Annotated in this window: 19 protein-coding genes and 2 pseudogenes; 15 read left to right on the top strand and 6 right to left on the bottom strand. The window is 64.5% G+C overall.

Annotation, left to right across the window (positions count from 1 at the left end; genetic code table 11):
• The first annotated feature begins 10 nt into the window (after positions 1–10).
• From rseP to XalbCFBP2523_RS11510, 9 genes and pseudogenes are all read left to right on the top strand, one after another.
• A complete protein-coding gene (rseP, locus tag XalbCFBP2523_RS11550; protein ID WP_045765980.1) occupies positions 11–1,369 on the top strand; it encodes an RIP metalloprotease RseP in 1,359 nt (452 codons plus the stop codon).
• Between the two features lie 82 nt (positions 1,370–1,451).
• Entirely contained in the window at positions 1,452–3,857 is a 2,406-nt protein-coding gene (bamA, locus tag XalbCFBP2523_RS11545; protein WP_012916518.1) for an outer membrane protein assembly factor BamA, read from the top strand.
• Between the two features lie 246 nt (positions 3,858–4,103).
• The gene (lpxD, locus tag XalbCFBP2523_RS11540; protein WP_045765981.1) at positions 4,104–5,126 is read left to right on the top strand and encodes a UDP-3-O-(3-hydroxymyristoyl)glucosamine N-acyltransferase; all 1,023 of its coding nucleotides are present in this window, start codon (positions 4,104–4,106) and stop codon (positions 5,124–5,126) included.
• Positions 5,123–5,575, top strand: coding sequence for a 3-hydroxyacyl-ACP dehydratase FabZ (gene fabZ, locus XalbCFBP2523_RS11535; protein WP_012916520.1), 453 nt, complete (start codon positions 5,123–5,125; stop codon positions 5,573–5,575). Before lpxD ends, fabZ begins: the two co-directional genes overlap by 4 nt.
• Positions 5,576–5,597: 22 nt before the next feature.
• A complete protein-coding gene (gene lpxA / locus XalbCFBP2523_RS11530; protein ID WP_012916521.1) occupies positions 5,598–6,389 on the top strand; it encodes an acyl-ACP--UDP-N-acetylglucosamine O-acyltransferase in 792 nt (263 codons plus the stop codon).
• Positions 6,386–7,719 (top strand): annotated as a pseudogene (lpxB, locus tag XalbCFBP2523_RS11525) (lipid-A-disaccharide synthase); the annotation flags it as partial. The gene lpxA and the pseudogene lpxB, both read left to right, overlap by 4 nt.
• Before the next feature lie 24 nt (positions 7,720–7,743).
• A complete protein-coding gene (gene rnhB / locus XalbCFBP2523_RS11520) occupies positions 7,744–8,403 on the top strand; it encodes a ribonuclease HII (protein WP_012916523.1) in 660 nt (219 codons plus the stop codon).
• Positions 8,404–8,571: 168 nt separating this feature from the next.
• Positions 8,572–12,168 (top strand): DNA polymerase III subunit alpha, encoded by a 3,597-nt coding sequence (gene dnaE / locus XalbCFBP2523_RS11515; protein WP_045765982.1) that lies wholly within the window; start codon positions 8,572–8,574, stop codon positions 12,166–12,168.
• A gap of 154 nt (positions 12,169–12,322) precedes the next feature.
• A complete protein-coding gene (locus tag XalbCFBP2523_RS11510) occupies positions 12,323–13,282 on the top strand; it encodes an acetyl-CoA carboxylase carboxyltransferase subunit alpha (RefSeq protein WP_012916525.1) in 960 nt (319 codons plus the stop codon).
• Positions 13,283–13,493: 211 nt separating this feature from the next.
• On the opposite strand, the gene XalbCFBP2523_RS11505 is transcribed toward XalbCFBP2523_RS11510, so the two are convergent.
• Positions 13,494–13,946 carry a HemJ family protein gene (locus XalbCFBP2523_RS11505; protein ID WP_045765983.1) on the bottom strand — a complete coding sequence of 151 codons (453 nt, stop codon included), beginning with the start codon at positions 13,944–13,946 and terminating at the stop codon, positions 13,494–13,496.
• A gap of 80 nt (positions 13,947–14,026) precedes the next feature.
• On the opposite strand from XalbCFBP2523_RS11505, the gene XalbCFBP2523_RS11500 reads away from it, so the two are divergent.
• The 3 genes from XalbCFBP2523_RS11500 to XalbCFBP2523_RS11490 all read left to right on the top strand — a co-directional run bounded on the left by XalbCFBP2523_RS11500 (position 14,027) and on the right by XalbCFBP2523_RS11490 (position 17,044).
• Positions 14,027–14,632 (top strand): class I SAM-dependent DNA methyltransferase, encoded by a 606-nt coding sequence (locus tag XalbCFBP2523_RS11500; RefSeq protein ID WP_045756926.1) that lies wholly within the window; start codon positions 14,027–14,029, stop codon positions 14,630–14,632.
• Between the two features lie 63 nt (positions 14,633–14,695).
• The gene (locus XalbCFBP2523_RS11495; protein ID WP_045765984.1) at positions 14,696–16,003 is read left to right on the top strand and encodes a polyhydroxyalkanoate depolymerase; all 1,308 of its coding nucleotides are present in this window, start codon (positions 14,696–14,698) and stop codon (positions 16,001–16,003) included.
• A 117-nt stretch (positions 16,004–16,120) separates the two neighbouring features.
• Positions 16,121–17,044: a peptidylprolyl isomerase gene (locus XalbCFBP2523_RS11490; RefSeq protein ID WP_045765985.1), complete on the top strand. Its 924-nt coding sequence runs from the start codon at positions 16,121–16,123 to the stop codon at positions 17,042–17,044.
• Positions 17,045–17,195: 151 nt separating this feature from the next.
• Here the strand turns inward: XalbCFBP2523_RS11490 and XalbCFBP2523_RS16385 are convergent, their stop codons facing one another.
• Positions 17,196–17,411, bottom strand: a complete 216-nt coding sequence (locus tag XalbCFBP2523_RS16385; RefSeq protein ID WP_146084076.1) for a hypothetical protein — start codon at positions 17,409–17,411, stop codon at positions 17,196–17,198.
• Between the two features lie 224 nt (positions 17,412–17,635).
• Here XalbCFBP2523_RS16385 and XalbCFBP2523_RS11485 point away from each other — a divergent pair.
• A pseudogene (locus XalbCFBP2523_RS11485) lies at positions 17,636–18,238 on the top strand (DUF2867 domain-containing protein); the annotation flags it as partial.
• A gap of 153 nt (positions 18,239–18,391) precedes the next feature.
• Here the strand turns inward: XalbCFBP2523_RS11485 and XalbCFBP2523_RS11480 are convergent.
• The gene (locus XalbCFBP2523_RS11480; RefSeq protein WP_249027726.1) at positions 18,392–19,960 is read right to left on the bottom strand and encodes a serine hydrolase; all 1,569 of its coding nucleotides are present in this window, start codon (positions 19,958–19,960) and stop codon (positions 18,392–18,394) included.
• 348 nt (positions 19,961–20,308) lie between these two features.
• Here XalbCFBP2523_RS11480 and kdgT point away from each other — a divergent pair, with 348 nt between their 5' ends.
• The gene (gene kdgT, locus XalbCFBP2523_RS11475; RefSeq protein ID WP_045765986.1) at positions 20,309–21,283 is read left to right on the top strand and encodes a 2-keto-3-deoxygluconate transporter; all 975 of its coding nucleotides are present in this window, start codon (positions 20,309–20,311) and stop codon (positions 21,281–21,283) included.
• 54 nt (positions 21,284–21,337) lie between these two features.
• Entirely contained in the window at positions 21,338–22,285 is a 948-nt protein-coding gene (locus tag XalbCFBP2523_RS11470) for a DMT family transporter (protein ID WP_045765987.1), read from the top strand.
• 15 nt (positions 22,286–22,300) lie between these two features.
• Here XalbCFBP2523_RS11470 and XalbCFBP2523_RS11465 read toward each other — a convergent pair whose 3' ends face one another.
• From XalbCFBP2523_RS11465 to XalbCFBP2523_RS11455, 3 genes are all read right to left on the bottom strand, one after another.
• Complete coding sequence (locus XalbCFBP2523_RS11465; protein WP_045757331.1) at positions 22,301–23,368, bottom strand: sensor domain-containing diguanylate cyclase; 1,068 nt, start codon at positions 23,366–23,368, stop codon at positions 22,301–22,303.
• A gap of 84 nt (positions 23,369–23,452) precedes the next feature.
• Positions 23,453–24,172, bottom strand: coding sequence for a pseudouridine synthase (locus XalbCFBP2523_RS11460; RefSeq protein ID WP_045765988.1), 720 nt, complete (start codon positions 24,170–24,172; stop codon positions 23,453–23,455).
• Positions 24,173–24,303: 131 nt separating this feature from the next.
• Positions 24,304–26,277: a DEAD/DEAH box helicase gene (locus XalbCFBP2523_RS11455; RefSeq protein WP_012916536.1), complete on the bottom strand. Its 1,974-nt coding sequence runs from the start codon at positions 26,275–26,277 to the stop codon at positions 24,304–24,306.
• Positions 26,278–26,344: the final 67 nt, after the last annotated feature.

Raw genomic sequence — 26,344 nt, 5'->3', positions numbered from 1 at the left:
AGCCACGCGCATGGGTAACTTCTTCGGCTCCGTCTGGTGGATGCTGGTCAGCCTCGGCGTCCTGGTCACCTTCCATGAGTTCGGACACTTCTGGGTCGCCCGCCGCTGCGGGGTGAAGGTGTTGCGCTTTTCGGTGGGCTTCGGCAAGCCACTGTGGTCGCGCCACGACCGCCACGGCACCGAATTCGCGATCGCCGCGATCCCGCTAGGCGGCTACGTCAAGATGCTCGACGAACGCGAGGGCGAGGTCGCCGCGGCCGAACAGGCACTGGCCTTCAACAACAAGTCGGTCTGGCAACGCATTGCCATCGTCGCCGCCGGGCCCATCGCCAACCTGCTGCTATGCGTGGCGCTGCTGTGGGCGATGTTCGTGATCGGCAAGCAGGACTACGCACCGATCGTCGGCCGCGCCGATGGGCTGGCACTGCAGGCCGGATTCCAGCCCGGCGAGCGCATCGTCCGGATCGGCGAGCGCGACGTGTCCAGTTGGAGCGAGGCCAGCATGCAACTGACCATCGCCGCCATGGACCACAAGGATGTGCGGGTGGAGACCGAAGACCCACAGCATGGGGCAAGCCGCGTCCACATTCTGGCGCTCTCGCAGTTGCCCGCCGGTTTCGACGAGCAACAGGTCCCCAGCCTGGTCGGTCTGACCTGGCGCTTCACCCTGCAACCGGCGGTGATTGCCACGGTCGTGCCGGGCTCGGCAGCCGACGGTGTGTTGCGCCCCGGCGACCGTGTGTTGGCCGTGGATGGCACCGCCATCATCAGTGCTGAACAAGTCGTGCCGCAGGTGCAGGCGCTGGGCCGCAACGGCGGCAGCGGTCTGATCGAGGTGGAGCGCAACGGCGAGCGCATGGCCCTGCAAGTACACCTCAAGCCAGTTGCGCAGAGCGGTGTGCCGACGTGGAAATTGGGTATTGCCATCGGCCAACAACCCCGCCCCGCCTTCGACGCCACCTTGCGCTACGGGCCGTTGCAGGCGATCCCTGCCGCCTTACGCGAGACTGCCCGGATGGCCGGCGATACCCTCGGTTTGCTGCGCCGCATGCTCACCGGCGAAGCATCGCTGCGGAACGTGTCCGGCCCGATCAGCATCGCCAAGGCCGCCAATATTTCGGCCCAGCAGGGCCCGGACTGGTTCCTGAATTTCCTGGCATTGCTGTCGCTGAGCCTGGCAATCATGAACCTGCTGCCGATCCCGATCTTGGACGGCGGGCACTTGCTGTATTACCTTATCGAGTTGGTCAAGGGCAGCCCGCTTAGCGAGCGCGCCATGGCAGCGGGGCAATTCGTGGGCCTGGCGTTGCTGGCAGGGTTGATGGGGTTGGCGTTCTACAACGACCTCTTCGGCCAGGTAATGCGATGACCCGATTGCCGTTCCACTCGACCCGCTGTCGTCTTGCGCCGGCGCCCATGCAACAACGCTATCGACCTCTACCGGACGTGATATGACGCGCTTTCCCACTCGCCGCCTGCTAGCCCTCGCCCTCGCCGCCAGCCTCAGCCTGCCGGCCCTGGCCCAGGTCGCGGAGCCCTTCACCGCCAGCGACATCCGCGTCGACGGGCTGCAACGCATTTCCGCCGGTACCGTCTTCACCTATCTGCCGGTCGAGCGCGGCGACACGGTCAACGAGGCGAAAGTCGCCGAGGCGATCCGTGCGTTGTATCGCACCGGCTTTTTCGAGGACGTGCGCGTCGATCGTCAGGGCAACATCCTGGTGGTCACGGTCAAGGAGCGCCCGGCGATCAATAAGCTGACCGTCACCGGCAACAAGGACATCAAGAGCGAGGAGCTGCTGAAGGGACTCTCCGACATCGGCCTGAGCGAGGGTGGCACCTTCGACCGGCTGAGCCTGGATCGCGTCACTCAGGAGCTCACCCGCCAGTACAACAACCGCGGCAAGTACAACGTGCAGATCACCCCGACCGTGAGTCCGCTGGACCGCAACCGCGTGGATGTGGCGATCGCGATCAAGGAAGGCAAAGCGGCCAAGATCCGTCACGTCAACCTGATCGGCACTGAGAAATTCGCCAACAAGGACATCCTGGAAAACTGGGAGTCGCGCGAACATAACTGGCTATCCTGGTACCGCCGCGACGACCAGTACTCCAAGGAAAAGCTGTCCGGCGACCTGGAAAGACTCAACTCCTGGTACCTGGATCGCGGCTATGTCGATTTCAACGTCGACTCCACCCAGGTCGCGATCAGCCCGAACAAGCGCGACATGTACCTGACCGCTGGCGTCAGCGAAGGCGAGCAGTACAAGATCTCCGAGATCAAGGTCACCGGCGACACCGTCCTGCCGCAGGAACAGATCGAGAAGCTGGTGATCCCCAAGGCCGGCGATACCTTCTCCCGCGCGCTGCTGGAATACAGCTCCGACGCCATCACCAACACACTCAGCAACATCGGTTACGCCTTCGCCAAGGCCACCCCGATCCCGACCGTGGACCGCGAAAAGCGCACCGTGGCAATCAACCTGCAGGTGGTGCCGGGTCCACGCGTGTTGGTGCGCCGCATCGTGTTCCGTGGCAACACGCGCACCTCCGACGAAATCATGCGCCGCGAAATGCGCCAGTTCGAGGACACATGGTATTCGCAGGCAGCGATCGACCGCTCCAAGATCCGCCTGCAGCGACTGGGTTACTTCGAGTCGGTCAACGTGGAAACGCCACCGGTGCCGGGCAGCAACGACAAGGTCGACGTAGTCTATAACGTCAAGGAAACCACCTCCGGCAGCTTCACCTTCGGCGTGGGCTATTCGCAGACCTACGGCGTGACCACCTCGGTGCAACTGTCGCAGAACAACTTCCTCGGCGGCGGCAACCGCGTCGCGGTGGACGCCTCGCGCAGCAGCTACCAGAAGCGCTACGCGTTCTCCTACACCAATCCGTTCTTCACCGACGACGGCGTGTCGCTGGGCTACAACCTGTCCTGGCGCAAGCTGGATTACTCCAACTTCGGCACCGCGCAATACAACAGCACCAACGGCGCGGCACAGACGATCTTCGGCATCCCGATCACCGAAACCGACACCGTGTCGCTGATGTTCGGCGTGGACAGCAACCAGATCACCGCCTACCCCGGCTTCACGCCGCAGGCAATCGTCAACTACATGGACGCGGTCGGGACACACACCTTCCACGCCTGGCGTACCGAACTGGGCTGGGCGCGCGACACCCGCAACGACTATTTCATGCCGACCAGCGGCATGTACCAGCGCATCGGCGTGGAAACCACCCTGCCCGGCTCCACCGTCGAATACTGGAAGCTGAATTACCAGATCTCTAAATACTGGCCGATCATTCCGGCGCTGGTGCTCAACACTCGCGCCGAGTTCGGCTACGGCGACAGCTATGGCAACGATGTCTCGCGCGACATCTGCGGCACCGTACAGGGCACCACCTATACGCCGCAGGCGTGCGACGGCACCAACCTGATCCGCCACGTCACTGCCTCGGGCCTGCCGTTCTACGAGAACTTCTATGCCGGCGGCACCAACTCGGTGCGCGGCTTCCAGGACAACACCCTCGGCCCGCGCTCGGAAGTGACCTCTGCGTACCGGCGCGGCCAACCGCTGGGCGGTTCGTTCAAGACCGTGGGGTCTGCGGAAATGTATTTCCCGAAGCTGTTCGATAGCCCATCGGCGCGCATCTCCGCCTTCGTCGACGTCGGCAACGTGTTCAACGGCGTGGATAACTTCAAGGCCAACGCGCTCCGCGCCTCCGCCGGTGTGGCGCTGTTGTGGCGCGCCCCGGTCGGCCCGATCTCGATCAGTTATGCGATCCCGCTGAAAAGGGAAGACAACGACGAAATCGAGCGTCTGCAATTCACGTTCGGTGGGCAGTTCTAGCAGACTGTCCGCTGCCAGAGCCGTAGCCCCGGTAGCTTCCGACTCCCTGCGGCGCCCTGCCCTGCGGCTTCGCCGCTTCAATTGCCACGCCTGTCGCTGCGGCCGTCTTTAAGCGGAATAGGGAGAGGGCCGTTTTCCACTGACTTGATCACGGGCGGGTCGCAACACCCAGTGTTCCACTGGATGGCATCGCATTGTCTGCAAGAGCGTCATGACCGTGCCAATGGCACGCGGTAGAATCTCCAAGTGAATATTCAGACCTATACCGCTCACCAGATCGCCGAGCGCTTCGGCCTGCAAGTGCAAGGCGACGGCGACGTTGCGGTGTACGGCGTGGCCACGCTGGCGCGGGCCGGTGTCGGGCAGCTCAGTTTCCTGTCAAACCCGCGCTATCGCGCACAACTGGCCGACAGCGCCGCGGCGATCGTGGTACTGCGCGCCGAGGATGCCGACACGGCGCCAGGCACGGCGCTGATCGCGCGCGATCCGTATGTGGCCTTCGCCAAGATCGCGGCACTGTTCGAGACACTGCCGGTGCGTCCGGCCGGCGTCGATCCCAGTGCCAGCATCGACCCCAGCGCGCAGATCGCGCCGAGCGCACACATCGGCGCCTTCGTCAGCATCGGCGCGCGTAGCGTGGTTGGCGCGGGCTGCGTGATCGGTCCGGGCTGCGTGATCGGCGAGGACTGTCAGGTCGGCGCCGGCAGCGAGCTGATCGCTCGGGTCACCCTGGTGACCCGGGTCCGAATGGGCCAGCGCGTGCGCGTGCATCCTGGCGCAGTCCTCGGTGCCGACGGATTTGGCCTGGCCATGGACGCTGGCCGCTGGATCAAGGTGCCGCAACTCGGTGGCGTCAGCATTGGCGACGACTGTGAGATCGGCGCCAACACCTGCGTGGACCGCGGCGCACTGGAAGACACCACACTCGAAGAAGACGTACGCCTGGACAATCTGGTGCAAATCGCACACAACGTGCACATCGGCGCGCACAGCGCCATCGCCGGCTGCACCGGCATTGCAGGTAGCAGCAAGATCGGCCGCTACTGCATGCTCGGCGGCTCGGTCGGCGTGGTCGGCCACCTGGAGATCTGCGACAAGGTCGTCATCACCGGCAGGTCGGTCGTGCGCAATTCCATCCACACGCCGGGCGAGTATTCGTCCGGCACCCCGTTAACCGACAACCGCACGTGGCGCAAGAACGCCGCGCGCTTCAAACAGCTCGATGCCCTGGCCCGTCGCATCCTGTCTGTCAGCAAGGAGAATGCATGAGCCACGATCACACTCTGCCGGACATCAACAAGATCATGGCGTTGATGCCGCACCGCTACCCGTTCCTGATGTTGGACAAGGTCATCTCGCTCGATTTCGAGAACCGCAAAATCGTCGCGCATAAGAACGTCACCATCAACGAGCCGTTCTTCCAAGGTCACTTTCCGAACCTGCCGATCATGCCAGGCGTGCTGATCATCGAAGCGATCGCCCAGGTCGGCGGCCTGCTGATCCAACTGATGGCAGGCCCCGACGCGGATTCCACGCCATTCTTCATGGTCAAGGTCAACAATGTGCGCTTCAACACCCCGGTCGTGCCCGGCGACGTGCTGGAGCTGCATGTGGAAATCAAGCGCATCATCCGCAACATGGCGTTGTACTGCGGCGAAGCCAAGGTCAACGGCAAGGTGGTGGCCTACGCCGAAGTGATGTGCGCCCAAGGGCAGTGATGCCCCTGGCAGGAGATCTGCGATGAGTGCCAACGCTGCTGTGATCCATCCATCTGCGGTCATCGATCCGACGGCGACACTGGCCGCCGACGTGCACGTCGGCGCTTTCACCGTGATCGGCGCCGAGGTGGACATCGGCCCAGGCTGCGTGATCGGCTCGCATTGCAGCATCCTCGGCCCGACCCGCATCGGCCGCGACAACCGCCTGATCGGCCACGTTGCGCTCGGCGGCGAGCCACAGGACAAGAAGTTCGCCGGCGAGCGCACCGAACTGGTGATCGGCGAGCGCAATGTGATCCGCGAGTTCGTCACCATCAGCCGTGGCACCGGCAACGGCGGCGGCATCACCCGGATCGGCAACGACAACTGGTTTCTGGCCTATACCCACATCGCCCACGACTGCATCGTCGGCAATCATTGCGTGTTCTCCAACAACACCACGCTGGCCGGGCATGTGGAAGTCGGCGACCACGTCATCATCAGCGGCTTTGCTGGCGCACACCAATTCTGCCGCATCGGCGATCACGCCTTCCTGGGCATGGGCGCGCTGATCAACGGCGACGTCCCACCATTCATCATGGTCGGCGGCAATTCGCTCGGTCGTCCGCGCGGCATCAACAGCGAAGGTCTCAAACGTCGCGGTTTCGATGCCGAACGCGTAGCCGCGATCAAGCGCGCCTACCGCGCCCTGTACGTGGCCGGGCTCCCCCTGACCGAAGCCAAGCAGCAGTTGCTGGCACTGGCCGAAGGCAGCGAGGACGTGCGCGCAATGCTGGAATTCATCGAATCCAGCGAACGGCCATTGCTGCGATGAACGCCAATGCCGGGACGCGGGACCCGGAACCCGGGACGCGTCATGGCGTGGCCTGCTCCACACCACCTGCGCAAGACCCTGCGGCGGCGTCACCCCTGCCGAATTCGGAGTTGCCCGTCGCCGGTTTCTCCCCCCTGATCGCCAGTTCCGGGGTCGCGCGATCGCGCCGCATTGCCCTGGTGGCGGGCGAAGCCTCCGGCGATCTTCTGGGTGCCGGGCTGATCGAGGCACTGCGTGCGCGCTATCCGGATGCGCAATTCGCAGGCGTCGGTGGCGAGGCAATGCGGCAGGCAGGCTGCCACACCTGGTTCGACGCCAGCGAACTGGCCGTCATGGGGCTGATGGAAGTGCTGCGGCATCTGCCGCGCTTGCTGAAGCTGCGCCGCGTGCTGCGCGAACGCGTGCTGGACTGGCGCCCGGACGTGTTCGTCGGCATCGACGCACCCGACTTCAATCTCGGCGTGGAACGCTGGCTCAAGCAGCGTGGCATCCGCACCGTGCACTACGTCAGTCCATCGGTCTGGGCCTGGCGCGAGCAACGCGCGGCCAAGATCGGCGCCAGCGCCGAACGGGTGCTGTGCCTGTTCCCGATGGAACCACCGATCTATGCCAGGCACAGCGTGGATGCGCGCTTCGTCGGCCACCCGATGGCCGATGCGATCGCCCTGCACAGCGAACGCGACGCTGCCCGCATCGAACTGGGTGTGCTGCCCAGCGCATCAGTGCTGGCCGTGCTGCCGGGCAGCCGGTTGGGCGAAATCGGTCGGCTCGGCGACACCTTCTTCGCCGCCGCCGCGCAGGTGCTGCAACAATTACCCGGCACGCAGGTGCTGGTGCCGGCTGCCAATCCAGCCTGCAAGGCGCTGATCACCGAACAAGTTGCGCGTTCGGCTTTGCCCCCAGCTTCATTACATGTTTTGGATGGACAGGCGCGCACCGCACTGATCGCTGCTGACGCCGTGTTGCTGGCATCCGGCACCGCCACCCTGGAAGCCATGCTGGTGAAGCGGCCGATGGTGGTGGGCTACAAGCTCGCACCGCTGACCTACCGCATCATCAAGGCGCTGGGACTGTTGAAAGTGGACCGCTATGCTTTGCCCAACATTCTCGCTGGACACGACCTCGCCCCGGAACTGATGCAGGATGCCTGTACCCCGGACGCGCTGGCCGCGGCGCTGCTGCACTGGTTACGCCATCCGCAGGCGGTCGCCGCGCTGCAACCGGAGTACGAGCGCCTGCACCGTCTGCTGCGCCAGGACGCATCCGCGCGCGCCGCGGATGCGGTGACGGAACTGTTGCAAGGCCCGACCAAGGCCCCGGAACCCGCGACGGCAGACGCGACACACTCCGCCCCGTGAACAGGCAACCACCCGACCTGGCGCTTTTCCCCGAGCCGCTGCCGCCGGATCCCGACTCACGACTTTATGCCGGGGTCGACGAAGCCGGGCGCGGACCGCTGGCCGGGCCGGTCGCGGTCGCGGCGGTGGTGTTCGATCCGAACCAGCCCCGCATCAACGGACTCGATGACTCCAAGCAACTGACCGCCGCACGGCGCGAGACACTGTACCCACGCATCATCGAGCGCGCCCTGGCCTGGCAGGTCGTGCTGATCGAAGCCGAGGAGATCGACCGCCTCAATATCTACCAAGCGACCATGCTCGGCATGCGTCGCGCCGTCGAAGGCGTGGCCCATGTCGCCGGCTTCGCTCGCATCGATGGCAACCGCGTGCCCAAGGGCCTGCCCTGCCCCGCCGAAGCGCTGATCGGTGGCGACGCGCTCGATCGCGCCATCATGGCCGCCTCGATCATCGCCAAAGTCACCCGCGACCGAATCATGCAACATCTGCACGCAGAGCACCCGCATTACGGTTTCGACCTGCATAAAGGCTATGCCACGCCAGCGCACCTGGCCGCACTGGCCGCGCATGGTCCCTGCCCACAGCACCGACGCAGCTTCGCGCCGGTGCGCAAGGCAATGGAAGACCGGGATGCAGGACCGAGGACGCGAGACTAGGTGCTGCCGCATACATCTCGCATCAGCGCATCCGCCGCGGGTGCTGGCCGCGACGGGAGATGATCGACGCCCGCGTGAGACCTGTCCCGAATCCCGGCGCTTGCCCTGTCAAGCCTTGCCCCCTCCCGCCCCCGCCGCTACCCTGCATGGGCATCGCTCTGGTTCCGCATGTCCACTTCCCGTTTCGCTCACCTGCACATCCACACCGAGTTCTCGCTGGCGGATTCGACCATCCGTGTGCCCGAGAAACCGGATCAGGCCGACCCGAAGAAAGCCAAGCAAGCCAATCTACTCAGCCGCGCGGTGGAACTCGATCTGCCTGCGCTGGCGGTCACCGATCTCAACAACCTGTTCGCGCTGGTCAAGTTCTACAAAGCCGCCGAGGGCGTGGGCATCAAGGCGATCGCTGGCGCCGACCTGCTGATCGCCGACGGCAGCCAGGCGCCATGGCGGCTGACCGTGCTGTGTCGCAACCGCGACGGCTACCTGAGCCTGTCGCGACTACTGACCCGTGCCTGGCTGGAAGGCCATCGCAGCGAAGGTGGCGTGGCACTGCGCCCAGAATGGCTGCAAAGCGGCAGCGACAACCTGTTCGCACTGGCCGGGCGCAACAGCCTGGCCGGGCGTCTGGCCAGCGAAGGTCGCCACGATCTGGCCGAACAGCAACTGGCCGACTGGCAACGCATCTTCGGCGACGGCCTGCACTTGGAACTGACCCGCACCGGCCGCGATGGCGAGGAAGCGTTCAACCAGTTCGCCCTGCATGCCGCCGGCATGCGCGGCCTGCCCGTGGTGGCCAGCAACGACGTGCGCTTCCTGTACGCCAGCGATTTCGCCGCGCACGAAGCGCGCGTGTGCATCTCCTCCGGCCGCGTGCTCGACGACCCCAAGCGTCCACGCGAGTACAGCGATCAGCAGTACCTCAAATCGGCCGAGGAGATGGCCGCGTTGTTCGCCGACATTCCCGACGCGCTCGACAACACCCTGGCACTGGCGCAACGCTGCAACCTCCAGATGCAGTTGGGCACCTACTTCCTGCCCGCCTACCCGGTGCCCGACGACGAGACCCTGGACAGCTGGATCCGCAGCCAATCCCGCGACGGCCTGGCCGCACGCCTGGAGAAACATCCACTGGCCCCCGGCAAGACCCGCCAGGACTACGTGGAGCGGCTCGAATTCGAGTTGGACACCATCATCAAGATGGGCTTTCCCGGCTACTTCCTGATCGTGGCTGACTTCATCCAATGGGGCAAGCAGCAGGGTATTCCGATCGGCCCGGGCCGCGGTTCCGGCGCCGGTTCGCTGGTGGCCTGGGCGTTGCAGATCACCGACCTGGACCCACTGCCGTACAACCTGCTGTTCGAGCGCTTCCTCAACCCCGAACGCGTGTCGATGCCCGACTTCGACATCGACTTCTGCATGGACCGCCGCGACGAGGTAATCGACTACGTGGCGCGCAAATATGGGCGCGACCGGGTCAGCCAGATCATCACCTACGGCACCATGGCGGCGAAGGCGGTGGTGCGCGACTGCGGCCGCGTGCTCGGCTTCCCTTATGGTCTGGTCGATGGGGTGGCCAAGCTGATCCCCAACATCCTCGGCATCACCCTCAAGGATGCGATGGGCGAAGGCAAGGACAGCGAAATGGCCGCGCCGGAATTGATCCAGCGCTACCAGAGCGAGGAAGACGTCCGCGACCTGATCGATCTGGCGCGACAACTCGAAGACCTCACCCGCAACGCCGGCAAGCACGCTGGCGGCGTGGTGATCGCACCGACACCGCTGTCGGACTTCTGCCCGCTGTTCGCCGAACACGACGTCGATCACCTGGGCAAGAATCCCGTCACCCAGTTCGACAAGGACGATGTCGAGCAGGTCGGCCTGGTCAAGTTCGACTTCCTCGGCCTGCGCACGCTGACCATCATCGACTGGGCGGTGAAAGCGATCAACGTGCGCCACGCACGCGCCGGCATCCCGGCGGTGGAGATCACCGCGATTCCGCTCGACGATGTGCCGACCTACAAAGACATCTTCGCCTCGGGCAGCACCGGCGCGGTGTTCCAGTTCGAATCCTCGGGCATGCGCCGCCTGCTCAAGGACGCCAAGCCGGACCGCTTCGAGGACCTGATCGCGCTGGTGTCGCTGTACCGCCCCGGCCCGATGGACCTGATTCCGGACTTCAACGCTCGCAAGCACGGCCAGCAGGCGATCCTCTACCCCGATCCACGCACCGAAGCCATCCTGAAAGACACCTACGGCATCATGGTGTACCAGGAGCAGGTCATGCAGATGGCGCAGATCGTCGGCGACTACTCGCTGGGCGGCGCGGACTTGCTGCGCCGCGCGATGGGCAAGAAGGTGCCGGCGGAGATGGCCAAACATCGCGAAATCTTCCGCGAAGGCGCAGCCAAGGGCGGTGTCGGCGAGGCCAAGGCCGACGAAATCTTCGACCTGATGGAGAAGTTCGCCGGCTACGGTTTCAACAAATCGCACGCCGCCGCCTACGCACTGGTCAGCTATCAGACCGCCTGGCTGAAACGCCACTATCCAGCCGAATTCATGGCCGCGACCCTGTCCTCGGACATGGACAACACCGACAAGGTCGTGGGCTTCCTCGACGAAGTCCGCAACCTCGGACTGACCGTGCGGCCCCCGCGGATCAACGCCTCGGCTTACATGTTCGAAGCGGCCACACCCGACACCATCCAGTATGGCCTGGGCGCGATCAAGGGCGTGGGTCGCGGCGCCTGCGAGGCGATCGTGGCCGAACGCGAGCGCGGCGGCACCTACATCTCGCTGATGGATTTCTGCACACGTGTGGAATCGGCCAAGCTCAACAAGCGCACGCTGGAAGCGCTGATCCACGCAGGCGCGATGGACGGGCTGGACAGCAACCGCGCCACGCTGATGCTGCAACTGCCGGAGGTGATGAAGGCCACCGAGCAGATGGCACGCGAGCGCGCCTCCGGGCAGAACTCGCTGTTCGGCAACGCCGACACCAGCGCACCGGCACTGCACTTGAGCCTGCCGGAAAGCAAGGAATGGCCGCTCGGCCAGTTGCTGGCCGGCGAGCGCGAGACGCTCGGCTTTTACCTCAGCGGGCATCCGTTCGATCCATACCGCGACGAAGTCCGCGAACTGGTCGGCTGCGACCTCGGAGCACTGGAAAAAATCTGCGCGCAATCCAACGGTGGACGTGGACGCAGTGGCGAGGGCGATGGCGAAAAGCGCGCTTGGCGTCCGGAAGTCAGCGCAATTCTGGCCGGCCTGGTGGTCGGCGTGCGCCGCAAGGGCGACAGCCAGGTGTTCGTGCAACTGGAGGACGGCCGCGGTCGCATCGAATGCAGCGCGTTCTCCGATGCCCTCGCCGAGTTCGGCCACCTGCTCACCCGCGACCGTCTGCTGATCGTCAAGGGCGGCGTGCGCGAGGACGAATTCAACGGCGGCTATGCCATGCGCATCCGCCAATGCTGGGACTACGAACAAATCTGCACCCACCACGCGCAGCGGCTGTCCTTGCGGCTGGATTTGCGCCAACGCAGCGCCTGGCCGCGCATCGACGGCTTGCTCGCCCGCCACCGCCCGGGCAAGACGCCACTGCGTCTGGACCTGTTACTGCAATCCGCGCAAGGCAGCGTGGCCGGCATGCTCGACCTCAACGGCAATCATTCGGTGCGCGTGGATCCGCACCTGCTGGACGCGCTGCGCGGCGATCCGGCGGTGCGCGCGGTGAAAGTCAAATACACGCCGCCGTGGGCGAACTGATCCGCGAGGCCGCTACCACGGTGCCTCTATTGTCGCTTCGCATGCACCGGCCAATGACACTAACCTTCGCCCAACCACGCCACCGAACGGCCGCGTACGGGGTGATCGCCGGCATTCGGCTAAACTGCGCACCTCACGCTCACCACCGCTTCCAATGAACCCGAACTACCTCGACTTCGAGCAACCCATTGCCGATCTGGAAGCCAAGATCCAGGAACTGCGTAGCGCCAGCACCGGCACGGCGGTCAACGTCGACACCGAAGTGGAGGCGCTACAGGACAAACTCCGGGCACGCACCGCGCAGATCTTCCGCGATCTATCGGCCTGGCAGATCTCGCAGTTGGCGCGGCATCCGCAGCGCCCGTACACGCTGGATTACATCAACGTGCTGTGCGACGAATTCCAGGAACTGGCAGGCGACCGCGCGTTTTCCGACGACAAGGCCATCGTCGGCGGCATCGGTCGCATCGATGGCCGCTCCGTGGTCATCATCGGCCACCAAAAGGGACGCGATACCAAGAGCAAGATCGCGCGCAACTTCGGCATGCCGCGCCCAGAAGGCTACCGCAAGGCGCTGCGCCTGATGAAACTGGCCGAGCGTTTCAAACTGCCGCTGCTGACCTTCATCGACACCCCGGGCGCCTACCCGGGCATCGGCGCCGAAGAGCGCGGCCAGAGCGAGGCGATCGCGCGCAACCTGCTGGAAATGGCCGAATTGAAGGTACCGGTGATCTGTACCGTGATCGGCGAAGGCGGCTCCGGCGGCGCGCTGGCAATCGGTGTGGGCGACCGGACCTTGATGCTGCAGTACGGCACCTACTCGGTGATTTCGCCGGAAGGCTGCGCCTCGATCCTATGGAAGGATGCCAGCAAGGCCAGGGACGCCGCCGAGCAACTGGGCCTGACCGCCAATCGGCTGTCCGCGCTCGGCCTGGTCGACAAGGTGATCCGCGAACCGATCGGTGGCGCGCATCGCAATCCCATGCAGATGGGCAAGCGCCTGAAAGCCGTGTTGCTCAACGAGCTGGAGGCGTTGGAACGGCAGCCAATCGCGCAACTGCTGCAAAAGCGCTACGAGCGCCTGCGCAGCTATGGCGCCTACGAGGCCGCCTGACCCTCCCTCACCTACGCACAGTGTTGCGCTGCATCGCTCCCCCTTGCCGATGTGCTGTCGACACTAGTTGCAATCGAGCCGCCGCGTGCATGTCGCGCGCAGCGGTCGATCACAGCACGGGATTTCATGATGGACGACAGGTGTGCGCATCGGCGCTTGCATATGCCACGAGAGAATCGACTGCCAGGATTTGCCTAGTCGCCGGGCCTGCTCAAAACGGCTTCGCCAACACCAGCCAGATCACCACCAGCAACACCAGCACCGGCAGCTCGTTGAACAGGCGCAGCGCGCGCGAGGACGGCAGCGCCTGCTGCCCCACCCGCTTGAGCCAGCGCCCGGTGAACACGTAGTAGGCCAGCATCAGCGCCACCAGACCCAGCTTGGCATGCAGCCAGCCGCTGTGGTCAGGCACGACCATGGTCGGGAAATCCGGCAGCACCTTGTCACCCAGCCACAGGATCAATCCCAGCAACAACGCCAGACCGAACATGCTGTGGCCGAAACGGTACAGACGCCGCCCCATCAGTACCAGCCGCTCCTGCACCTGCGGCTGGCCCGCGCTCTCGGCGATGTTGACCAGGATGCGCGGCAGATAGAACACGGCCGCCATCCAGGCGATCACGAACAGCAGATGCAGGGACTTGATCCACAGATAGAGTTGCATGCGCTGGCTCCAGACCACTGGCGTAGGATGTCGTGCCATTTTGTCCCATTCGTCCCGCGACCGCACGGACCAATACACGCATGCAGAAACAGTACGACGCCGACTACTTCCAGCGCTGGTACCGCCGCGACGGCATCGGCAATGCCGCGCGTCTGGCACGCAAGGTCGCCCTCGCCATCGCGCAGGCCGAGTACTACCTGGAACGCCCGATCCGCAGCGTACTCGACATCGGCTGCGGCGAAGGTGCCTGGCGCGCGCCGCTGCTGAAACGACGCCCCAAACTCCACTACCTCGGTTTCGACAGCAGCGACTATGCGGTCGCCCGCTATGGCCGCCAGCGCAACCTGCACCCGGCGCGCTTCGGCGATTTCGCCTGGCTGCGACCGTGCGCCCCGGTGGACCTGCTGGTGTGTTCGGATGTCCTTCACTACGTGCCCAGCCGCGAACTACGCCAAGGTCTGCCGGGGCTGGCCGAGCTGTGCGGCGGGCTCGCATTCCTAGAGACGTTCACCGCCCAGGACGACTTCGACGGCGACCATGCCGAGTTCCAGCCACGTGCAGCACGCTGGTACCGACGCCAATTCGGTGCAGTCGGCTTACGCGCGGTGGGCAGTCACTGCTGGTTGAGCCCAGCACTGGCGGGCGATGCGGCGGCGCTGGAGACGACGGATCTGGCGACCCATTAAGGTGCGGCCGGCGGCAATGGGTTATGCTGCATGGCAGCATATGCTCAGGATGGGGACACCGGCATGCTCTACCAATTGCACGAACTGACCCGCAACCTGCTCGCACCTTGGGTCCACCAAGCCGAGGCCAACGCCAAGATCTTCTCCGACGCCAACAGCGTGTGGTCGATGATGCCGGGAGCCGATCGTCTCGCCGCCAGCAACGAACTGCTGCATCGCCTGGGCAAGGACTACGAAAAACCGGCCTGGGCGCTGAGCCATGTCGAGGTCGACGGGCACGCGCTGCCGATCGTCGAACAGGAGGTGCTGCACAAGCCGTTCTGTCGCCTGCTGCGCTTCAAGCGCTTCAGCGACGACACCACGATCGTGGACAGACTCAAGCAGCAACCCGCGGTGCTGGTGGTGGCGCCGCTGTCCGGCCACCATGCCACGCTGCTGCGCGATACCGTGCGTACCCTGCTGCGCGACCACAAGGTCTACGTCACCGACTGGATCGATGCGCGCATGGTGCCGCAGAGCGAAGGCGACTTCGGCCTGGACGACTATGTCGACTACGTGCAGGAGTTTATCCGCCACATCGGCGCCCCATCGCTGCACGTGATGAGCGTATGCCAGCCGACCGTGCCGGTACTGGCGGCGGTGTCGCTGATGGCCGCGCGCGGCGAAGACACGCCGCGCTCGCTGGTGATGATGGGCGGGCCGATCGATGCCCGACACAGCCCCACCGAGGTCAACAACCTGGCGACACGTAACTCGCTGTCCTGGTTCGAACATAACCTCATCCACAGCGTCCCATCAGGGTATCCCGGTCACGGGCGCCAGGTGTATCCGGGCTTTCTGCAGCACATCGGCTTCCTGGCGATGAACCCGAGCCGGCATTTCATGTCGCACTGGGATTTCTACGCCAACCTGATCAAGGGCGACCTGCAGGACGCCGAGGCGCACCGCCGCTTCTACGACGAATACAACGCGGTGCTGGACATGCCGGCCACCTACTACCTGGACACGATCCGGGTCGTGTTCCAGGAGTTCCTGCTGCCGCGCGGGGAATGGGCGGTCCGCGACGAGCGCGTCGATCCATCCGCGATACGCGACACCGCACTGCTCAGTATCGAAGGCGAACTGGACGACATTTCCGGCCTTGGCCAGACCGCGGCGGTACACGACCTGTGCACCGGCATCGCCACGCAGCGCCGCCAGCATCTAGAAGTGAAAGGCGCCGGCCATTACGGCATCTTCAGCGGCCGCCGCTGGCGCGAGATCGTCTATCCGCAGGTCCGCACCTTCATCGCCGCCAATGCCGTTGCCGCCAAGGTACCCGCCGGCAACGTCACCCCACTCAAGCACCGCGGCAACGGCAAGACGCGCTGAACGCCGCCGTGGCATGAGGGACCGGCACTGACGCGGCGAAACCCGCCGCGTCGCCAACGCATTGGCAGCGCCCGGCGCTTCGGTGAAAATCGAACGACCTCCGACCGGACATCCCCCATGTCGCTGCGCTCGCCTCTGCTCATCCTCGCGCTGTTTTGCTCAACCACGTTGAGCAACGCAGCAGCGGCCGAAGCCAAGAAACCACCGTACCGTAGCCCACAGGAAATTCTCGACGCTTCCAAGCCCAGCGATTGGCGCACCCTGGACCCGGCCAATACACTCTACTTGGAATTGGATAAGGGACGGGTCGTCATCGAACTCGCCCCTGCGTTTGCGCCGCAGCACGTCGGCAATATCCGCACCCTCGCCCACGAGCACTTCTGGGACGGGCTGAGCATCTACCGATCGCAGGACAATTTCGTGGTGCAGTTCGGCGACCCCGATGCCGACAGCGTCGGCAAGGCCAAGTCGCTGGGCAGCGCCAAGACCCACCTCCCCGCCGAATTTCAGCGCCCAGCCGCCGGGCTGGCGTTCCAGCCGCTACCCGATCGCGACGGCTGGGCGCCGCAAGTCGGCTTCGTCGACGGCTTCCCCGTCGCACGCGATCCCAAAGCCGGCACCGCATGGCTGGCGCATTGCTACGGCACCCTCGGCGCCGGCCGCAGCAACGACGAGGACAGCAGCATCGGCGCAGAACTGTATGTGGTCACCGGGCAGTCGCCGCGACAACTGGACCGTAACATCACCGTGGTCGGTCGCGTAGTCAAGGGCATGGAACTGCTCAGCGTCATCCCCCGCGGCCCGGACCCGATGGGCTTTTACGAGAATCCCGAACAACGCACCCCCATCCGCGCGATCCGTCTCGCCAGCGACGTGCCGGCGGCCGGGCGCACTGCGCTGCAGTTACTGCGTACCGATACCCAGACGTTCCGCGACGTGGTCGAAGCACGGCGCAACCGTCATGACAATTTCTACAAGCGCCCAGCCGGGCATATCGACTTGTGCAACGTGCCGCTACCGGTACGTACGCCACCGCAGTAATGTCAGGCTAGTTCGCGCTCTGCGTGAGGATCCACTGGTGCTATTGCACGTATTGCACCAGACACTCAGACCGACGCCGCGCCGCGGCGCATCGGGTCAGACAGACGCATCATGGCGTCGCGTGCATGACCATACACAACCACGATCGCTTCTAACGCCTGCGTTCGGTGCCGACCGCAGCTGTTTGACAAAACTGCAACGCATGCACTGCATCAATCCATCGATCAATGAGCGCGTCGGCAATCTCGCAAAACGCATCGACACTGCAAGCAACGACCATGGTGGCAGGAAAACGCTGTGACCAACCGCTGTCGTGTCGCCGCTTCACATCGGATGATTTGTTAGACACGCTCAGCTTGTTAGACACGCTCGCGGCATCGTATTAGAAATATGTCCCAATGCAGGCATGCTCGGCGCGAAGGCGCCGCATCATTAGGTCAGAAAATCCATGTAGCGTTTCCTCCGCCACGACAACACAACAGGACTCCGCTAATGCCCACCGCAGTCCCACTCCGCGAACACCCTGCCGTGCAAGCCGGTTTCCCCTCTGTCCACCTCCCCTCCTACAGCGGCGGATTACCTGTGGAAGTCATCCTGATCGCCCAACTCGGCGCTGGTGCCGGCGATCGACTGATCGCTCAGACATCCGCACGCCAGAGCACACATCCGCAGTTCCGCGATGAACTGGACGAACCATCGGCACGCCTGGCCAGCACGGATTTCGCCAACGGCGAATCGACCGCACTGTTCTCCTTCGTGGTCGGCAATACCGGACATCCGTTCCACCGCCACACCGGGCACCGCATGTTCACTGCGATCACCGGCAGCGGTGGCACGCTGTTGCGGTTCAGCACCGCATCGCCGATGCAGATCGCACAAGACCCAGCGCATTTCCTGACTGCCTTGCGCCATGTCGAATTGCCTGGTGACTGTTTTTTCACGGTGCGCTTCGGAGGCGGCACCTGGCACCAATTCGCACCACTACGCATGCAGGCCGGACACCCTACACTGTTCGCCCTGTCGTGCCATAGCAACGAAGCCGGCGGCGAATTGACGGAAGCATTGCGCACGCAGGTACTGGCCGGCGAGGCCGATATTCCGGCGCTGACCGAATTACTACCAGAACCGGTGGCCACGTTAATGGCCTCGCCACAAACGCAGACACGGCACATACCGACCGTACGCCTGTCGCTGTAAGCATGCCTGGCCCGGCGCAATCAGGCCCGTACCGGCCTGCGAGCGCGCAAAGCGCGCTTGCGATTGATCAGCCACTGACCATCGGGAGCATGCAGCGGCTGCAACCAACGCGCAGCCGCACCGGATTTGCGAACATCCCGAAACCCACACTCACTGCACTGGGGTCAACACCAAATCCTGGAAATCGAAGCTAAAATCGGTCAAAGGCGAAATTGCCTGCATGCGCGCCTCGCGCACCTTGCCGTCGGCGTTAAGAGCAAAGGTCAGGAAAGCATCGGCGTTGAGCGAGCGATCGCGCCAGCGCACAATGAAGGTATCGTGCTGCCAATGCTCCAGGCTGCCGACCAACTGTGCGGTCTTGCTGAAACGCAACTCCAACCTTTTACCATTTAGGCGCACCATCACCTCGCCATACCAGGGGTCGCGGTAAGTGCCGGCATAACCGACCAATGGCAGCGAGGGTTTGGACTCGGTATCGCGCGCGGCCACATGCTTGGCCCAGTCCGCGTCGGCACCGGCATCGGCCTTGGCCACCGCTGCGGCATACGCCGCAGTCCAATCGCTCGCCGGCGCGCCGAGGTAGGCATCGAGCACTTGCAGCGTGATCGCATTGAAGGCAGCACCGACCTCTTGGTTGGTCAGCACGATCACACCGAGCTTGCGCTCGGGCACCAGCGTCAGCCGCGACACCATGCCTGGCCAGCCACCGGTATGCCAGACCAGCTTGGTGCCACGGTAGTCGCTCAGGCTCCAACCCTCGCCATAGCCGGCGAAGTTCGGCTTGGCCGGCAACAATTCCGGCACGCTCGGCTCGGATATTGCTATCGGAGTGATGACCTGCCACATCTCCTGCTGGCGCTGCGCACTGAACAAGCGCCGTTCCTGCCCGTCGACCGAGGGCAAGCGACCGCCATCGAGTTGCACCAGCATCCACTTGGCCATGTCGTGCACATTGGCATAGATGCCGCCAGCACCGGAATTATTGGACCAGGTCAACGGCGCCACCGTGCGCAACTGGCGAAAGTCGAACTTGGCATGACCGATTGCCGCCTGATCGCCAAACTGTAAGTGGTCGCTATTGATGCGTGCGCCCTGCATGCCCACAGGCACGAAGATGCGCTGATGCACGAACGCGGCGTAGCTCTGCCCGGAGACCTGTTCGATCAACTTCTGCGCCACGGCATACAGAATATTGTCGTAGGCGTAGCGGTCGCGGAAACCGCTTTTCAGCGGCACATGTGCCAACCGTCGCACCACCTCCTCGTTGCTGTAGCTGGTGGCGGGCCAAAACAGCAGATCGCCAGCGCCCAGGCTCAATCCGCTCCGGTGCGCGAGCAGATCGCGCACACGCATCTCGCGCGTCACGTAGGGATCGGACATCTGGAACCATGGCAAATGCTCGATGACGCGATCGTCGAGACTCAGCTTGCCCTCATCGGCCAAGATCGACAGTGACGCAGCGGTAAACGCCTTGGTATTGGAGGCGATCGCAAATAGGGTGTGCGCATCCACCGGCTCAGGCTTACCCAATTCACGCACACCGTAGCCACGCTCCAGCACCACCTGCCCGTCCTTGACGATGGCGATGGCAATACCAGGCACGTCGAACTGTTTGCGGACACGCTCCACGCGCGCATCCAGATCCTGCAACGACGGCGGCAGTGCGGGGGCCTGCGCCTGCGCGGTGACACTCATCGCCAACAGCAGGCCGCAGCCCATCGACATACTTTTCAAATCCATCGCTCCTGAAGGGAACCCACACATGGTCGCGGACGCATCAACAGCCCCTCCCACAACAGATACACAACGCAGTGTAGGCCAGGACACGGAACCAGGGCAGCGCCAGAGAGTGAAGTCACCCGCATCGTGGACGCGAACCGCAGCACAACATCGGTTCGGCAGCTGACCGATTCGCCCGCGCCGGGCTGAACGCGTGCGGACAACCTCCTGCCGGTGCCATCCACACGTCGCGACGATGCGGTAAAACGCTCAAATAATCGCGACGCGGTGATCGCGACACCCGACGCGGTGGCGGCTTCTCCCTCACTTTCCCACTGGACCCACGCAATGCAGATCAAGCAGACCGTAGAACGCATTCCCGGCGGCATGATGCTCATCCCCTTGTTCCTTGGCGCAACCCTGCATAGCGTATGGCCGCAGGTGGGCACATGGTTCGGCGGATTCACCCAGGGGTTGGTCACGGGCATCGTGCCGATTCTGGCGGTCTGGTTTTTCTGCATGGGCGCGTCGATCCAGCTGCGCGCTGGCGGTCGGGTGCTGCGCAAATCCGGGGTCCTGTTGCTGACCAAGATCGGGGTGGCATGGCTGGTGGCGGTCGTCGGCGCACATCTGCTGCCGCCGGACGGGATCGAGGCGGGCTTGTGGAAGGGCCTATCGGTGCTAGCCCTGGTCGCCGCAATGGACATGACCAACGGCGGCTTGTTCGCCTCGGTCATGCAACAGTACGGCGCCCCCGGCGAAGCTGGCGCGGTGGTGTTGATGTCGCTGGAGTCGGGACCGCTGGTCACCATGCTCATCCTGGGCAGCGCCGGCATCGCCACGTTCGAACCGCGCTTGCTGCTAGGCGCGGTGCTGCCACTGCTGGTGGGTTTCGGACTGGGCAATCTGGATCCGCAACTGCGCACCCTGTTCAGTCGCGCGGTGCCGGCGCTGATTCCGTTCTTCGCCTTCGCCCTGGGCAATACGTTAGATCTGCATGCCATCGTCGAAGGTGGTCCGGCGGGGATCCTGCTCGGCCTGCTGGTCGTCGTCGTCACCGGCATCCCACTGCTGCTGGCCGACCGCCTGTTGGGCGGTGGCAGCGGCAGCGCCGGCATCGCCGCCTCCGGGACCGCCGGCGCAGCCGTGGCCACACCGGCGTTGATCGCGGCAATGGCCCCGCAATTCCAGGCGACGGCCCCGGCTGCCACCGTCCTGGTGGCGACCTCGGTGATCGTGACTTCGCTGCTGGTACCGCCGCTCACTGCGCTGTACGCGCGCAGGATCGCACCGACGCCTGCCGAGCAGGACACCAGCCACTGACCCCAAGCCAGCCAACCACAGCGCCGATGCAACGCTTTACGCGACAATAGCGGGATGTCAGCACACCCCACCAGCAAAGCCCAGTTGCAAATTCATTTGTGCGTGTTGCTCTGGGGCATGACCGCAATCGTCGGCAAATTGATCACCCTGCCCGCGCTGCCGCTGGTGTGGTGGCGGATGCTGATTGTCGTGGTGGCATTGGCGTTGGTGCCACGTGTATGGCGTGGGCTGGCCGCGCTGAGCGCAAAGCTGGCGCTGGGCTACGCCGTGGTTGGCATCCTGGTTGGCCTGCACTGGCTGACCTTCTACGGCGCGATCAAACTAGCCAATGCCTCGGTCGCGGCGACCTGCATCGCGCTGGCGCCGGTGTTCACCGCAGTGATCGAGCCGTGGGTGGCCAGGCGTCCGTTCCGCCCCAGCGAACTGGTGGTCGGCCTGGCGATGCTGCCGGGAGTGGCACTGGTGGTCGGCGGTGTGCCGCATGGGATGCGTGCCGGGGTCGTGGTAGGCGCGACATCGGCCCTTTTGGTGGCAGCCTTCGGTTCGCTCAACAAGCGCCTGGTCGACCATGCCGATCCGCTCACGGTCACCGCAGTGGAATTGGGCGCAGGCGCTCTCACCCTGACCGTGCTGGCACCGCTACTGCCGTTGGTACTACCAGCGTTGAGCGGGCCGCTGCTATTGCTGCCGAGCCTGCACGACACCTTGTTGCTGCTGGCGCTGGCGCTGCTATGCACGCTGTTGCCGTTCGCGCTGGCGCTGGTGGCACTGCGCCGACTCAGCGCCTACGCGGTGCAGTTGATCACCAACCTGGAACCGGTCTACGCGATCCTCTTTGCGATCGTGCTGCTGGACGAACAAAAACAACTCACAGGGCTGTTCTACCTGGGCGTGACGGTGATCCTGGGCACCGTGTTCCTGCACCCGCTGCTGACCCGTACCAGACGGGTGCAACATCCCGAATTGCTAGCCACCAGCGAAGCGAAGAACGCACTGGACTGAGTCCCACCCCGGCGTTCATTCGGCGAGACACACGCAATCGCGGCCGGCGCGCTTGGCTTGATACAACGCTTGATCGGCCCGTTTGAGCAACTGCTCGGCGCTCTCCGGGGCGCGCAAGGTGGCCACACCGATACTCGCGGTGAGCGGCACGCCGAGACGTAGCAGGCCCGTTTCCTCGCGCAGCATTTCGCATGTGTGCACCGCCTGTTCCGTCTGCATCCACGGCAACAGGATCGCGAATTCCTCGCCGCCGTAGCGCGCCACGAGGCAGTCAGGCGGCGCATGCACGCGCAGCATCTGCGCCAACGCCAACAGCACCTCGTCGCCCTTGTCGTGACCATGCAGATCGTTGATGCTCTTGAAGTAATCCAGATCCAGAATGGCCACACTGAGCGCTGCGGCATTCACTTGCGCCGACTCGACCTCGACCATCAATGCGGTGGCGTAGGCGCGTCGGTTGAGCAAACCCGTGAGCGGATCGGTACGCGCCTGTTCGAGCAGGTCGGCATTGAGCGTCTCCAGCGACGATTGGTATCGCAACAACTGCTGTTCGTACCACTCGCGCTCGCGCAGTTGCAGCGACAGCGCATGGCTGGTGCGGCGCAGCTCGATCAACTGCATCACCTGCCGCGACAGCGCCTGTAGCGCCGCCACCTGGCTCAAATCCAACGTGCGCGGGCGGTTATCCAGCACGCACAACGTGCCGACCGCCAAGCCCTCGCTGGTCAACAGCGGGGCGCCGGCATAGAAACGGACACCGCCCTCGGTCACCAACCGGTTGAACTTGAAACGCGGATCCTCGGCGGCATCGGGAACGATCATGACCTGCTGTGGCAACAGAATGGTATGTCCGCAGAAGGATTCGTCGCGTGATGTACTCAGCAGATTGACATTCCGCTGCGATTTCAGCCATTGACGCTCCTCGTCCACCAACGAGATCAGCGCCGAAGGGGTATCGCAGAGGCTGGCGGCAATGCCGACGAGATCCTCGTAAGCGGCTTCCGGCTCGGTATCCAGGATATTCAGGGCGTGTAGGGCACGCAGACGCGCGGCTTCGTTGTCGGACTTGCAAGGCTTGATCACGGTGTACAGAGAGACGGGGGCAGATGTCGTTGCCCAGTATCGCCCAATCTGCGGCCGTTGCCAGCCCCAACGCCGGCTGGCCCGCTACCACTGCTGACGCTGCGGCAGGAGCCCGCGTAGTTCCTGTTCGGTGAGATTGCGCCACTGCCCCGGCTTGAGTGCGCCGAGCTTGATGTTGTCGATGCGCACGCGACGCAACTGGGTGACGCGGTAATCGAACGCCGCCGCCATCAAACGGATCTGCCGGTTCAACCCCTGCTCCAGCACGATACGGAAGCCGAACTTGGCGATCCGCGCAGTGCGGCACGGCAGGGTCATCTGGTCGTGCACGCGCACGCCGCGGGCCATGCCACGCAGGAACTCATCGGTGACCGGCTTGTTCACCGCGACTAGGTATTCCTTCTGGTGGCGGTTCTCCGCGCGCAGAATTTCGTTGACGATGTCGCCGTTACTGGTCATCAGGATCAGCCCCTCCGAGTCCTTGTCCAGGCGCCCGATCGGGAAAATGCGCTGTTCATGGCCGACGAAATCAACGATGTTGCCCTTGACCTCGCGCTCTGTGGTGCAGGTCACGCCGACCGGTTTGTTCAACGCGATATAGACGTGATGGCGGCCGCCTTTGTGCTTGGCGCGTGCGCGCAGCGGCTGACCATCGACCTTGACCTCATCGCCCTCGCCCACCACCGAACCGACCCCACCAGGCAGATCATTGACGGTGACGCGGCGTGCAGCGATCAGCCGATCGGCCTCGCGGCGCGAGCAAAATCCGCTCTCGGCGATGTGTTTATTGAGACGAGTGGACATGGTGCCGGGGCTGGGAACGGTGAACTCGGGACGAGGCACGGCGGGCGATCACGCGCAGCGGCGATGAAAGCGCCGGATGGCCTGCACTCCCTGTCGCGCAGGGGAGTGCACTGAGCGGCGCCCCCGGCGCATCAACGCTTGGGCGGCCCCTTGCGCGGCGGACGCTCGCCAGGACGGTCGCCGAAGCGCCCCGGTGGACGCGCGGCGGCGGCGTTGGGCTTGCCACCGGGCTTGCCGCCACGCGCGAACTTCGGCTTGAACGGCGCACCGCCGGACGTAGCGTCGTCGAGCTTGCGCATCTGCAGTTGCTGGCCAGAGACCCACACCTTCTTCAGGTGCGCCAACAGCTCGCGCGGCATCTCCACCGGCAGGTCCAGGATCGAGTGATCGTCGTGGATATCGATGCGACCGATGTACTTGCTTTCCAGTCCGGCCTCGTTGGCGATGGCACCGACGATGTTGGCTGGCTTCACCCCATGCTGGTGACCGACTTCGATGCGGTAGGTCTCCATACCCACATCCGGTGCGCCACGCGGCGCTTTCGGCGCTTTGTCGCGGCGCGGCGCCTCGAAACTGCCGACATCGCGGTGGTAATCGAAATCGCCGCCCTGGGCCGGGGCAGGACGCGGCGCACGTTCGCCCTCGTCGCGACGGGATGGCCGGGCCTCGCGTTCGAATTTCTGCTCGAACTTTGCACGTTCCGGACGCTCACCGCGCTCGCGACGCTCGCCGCCAGGTCGTTCGAAACGCTCGCCCTGCGGCGCCGCGCGCGGACGGTCCGGGGCCAGCAACAGCGGCGTGTCGCCCTGCAGCAGGCGTGCCAGCGCGGCGGCCACCTCCACCATCGGGATGTTCTTCTCGGCCTCGAAGCGCTGCAGCAATTCGCGGTAGCTGTCGATGCCACCGGCCGCGATGGTCTCGCTGATCCGCTCCATGAAGCGGCTCACACGCTGATCGTTGACCGCGTCCACGCTCGGCAATTGCATCTCTTCGATCGGCTGGCGGGTGGCGCGCTCGATCGCACGCAACATGCCGCGCTCGCGCGGGCTGACGAACAGGATCGCCTCGCCGCTGCGCCCGGCGCGGCCGGTGCGGCCGATGCGGTGCACGTAGCTTTCGGTGTCGTAAGGGATATCGTAGTTCAACACATGGCTGATGCGCTCCACATCCAGGCCACGCGCGGCCACGTCGGTGGCGACCAGGATGTCGAGCTTGCCATCCTTGAGTTGCTGGATCACCCGCTCGCGCTGCGCCTGCTGGATGTCGCCGTTGATCGCCGCCGCCGCCAGACCGCGTGCCTGCAGCTTTTGCGCCAGTTCGTCAGTACCGGCCTTGGTGCGCGCGAAGATGATCATCGCGTCGAACGGCTCCACCTCCAGAATCCGGGTCAGCGCATCGAGCTTGTGCAACCCGCTCACCGCCCAGTAGCGCTGGCGAATGTTCGCAGAGGTGGTGGTCTTGGAGGCAATGATGACTTCGGCCGGATCGTTGAGATACGTCTGCGCGATCCGCTTGATCGCCGCCGGCATGGTCGCCGAGAACAGCGCTACCTGACGCGATTGCGGCAGCTTCTTCAACACCGCTTCGACGTCGTCGATGAAGCCCATGCGAAGCATTTCGTCAGCCTCGTCGAGGACCAGCGTCTTCAACTCGGACAGGTCCAGGGTGCCGCGGTCGAGATGGTCGATGACCCGTCCCGGGGTCCCCACCACCACATGCACGCCACGCTTGAGCGCCGACAACTGCTGCACATAGGGCTGGCCGCCGTACACCGGCAATACCTGGAAGCCGGGAATGGCCGCAGCGTAGCGGTGAAACGCCTCGGCGACCTGGATTGCCAGTTCCCGCGTGGGCGCCAGCACCAGTGCCTGCGGCTTGCGCTGGGCGAAGTCCAGCCGCGACAGGATCGGCAGCGCGAATGCGGCGGTTTTGCCGGTGCCCGTCTGGGCCTGGCCGAGCAGGTCGCGCCCGGTCAGCAGGGCCGGGATGGTGGCCGCCTGGATCGGCGAGGGCGACTCGTAACCGATCTCGGCGACCGCCTTCATCACAGCAGAACAGAGGCCGAGATCTGCGAACAGCAGCGGCGCGGGGATATCTTGGGACATGGGAGACTCCGGAGGCGCCGCAGAGAACCGGCAAGCGCAAAGGAGTCCATTGTGCGCTTTGACAGCT

It is taken from the genome of Xanthomonas albilineans, from assembly GCF_002939705.1.
In the GTDB taxonomy this organism is placed as follows: domain Bacteria; phylum Pseudomonadota; class Gammaproteobacteria; order Xanthomonadales; family Xanthomonadaceae; genus Xanthomonas_A; species Xanthomonas_A albilineans.
The sequence above is the reverse complement of the archived record's forward strand: the minus strand, read 5'-3'. Positions and strand labels throughout refer to the sequence as shown.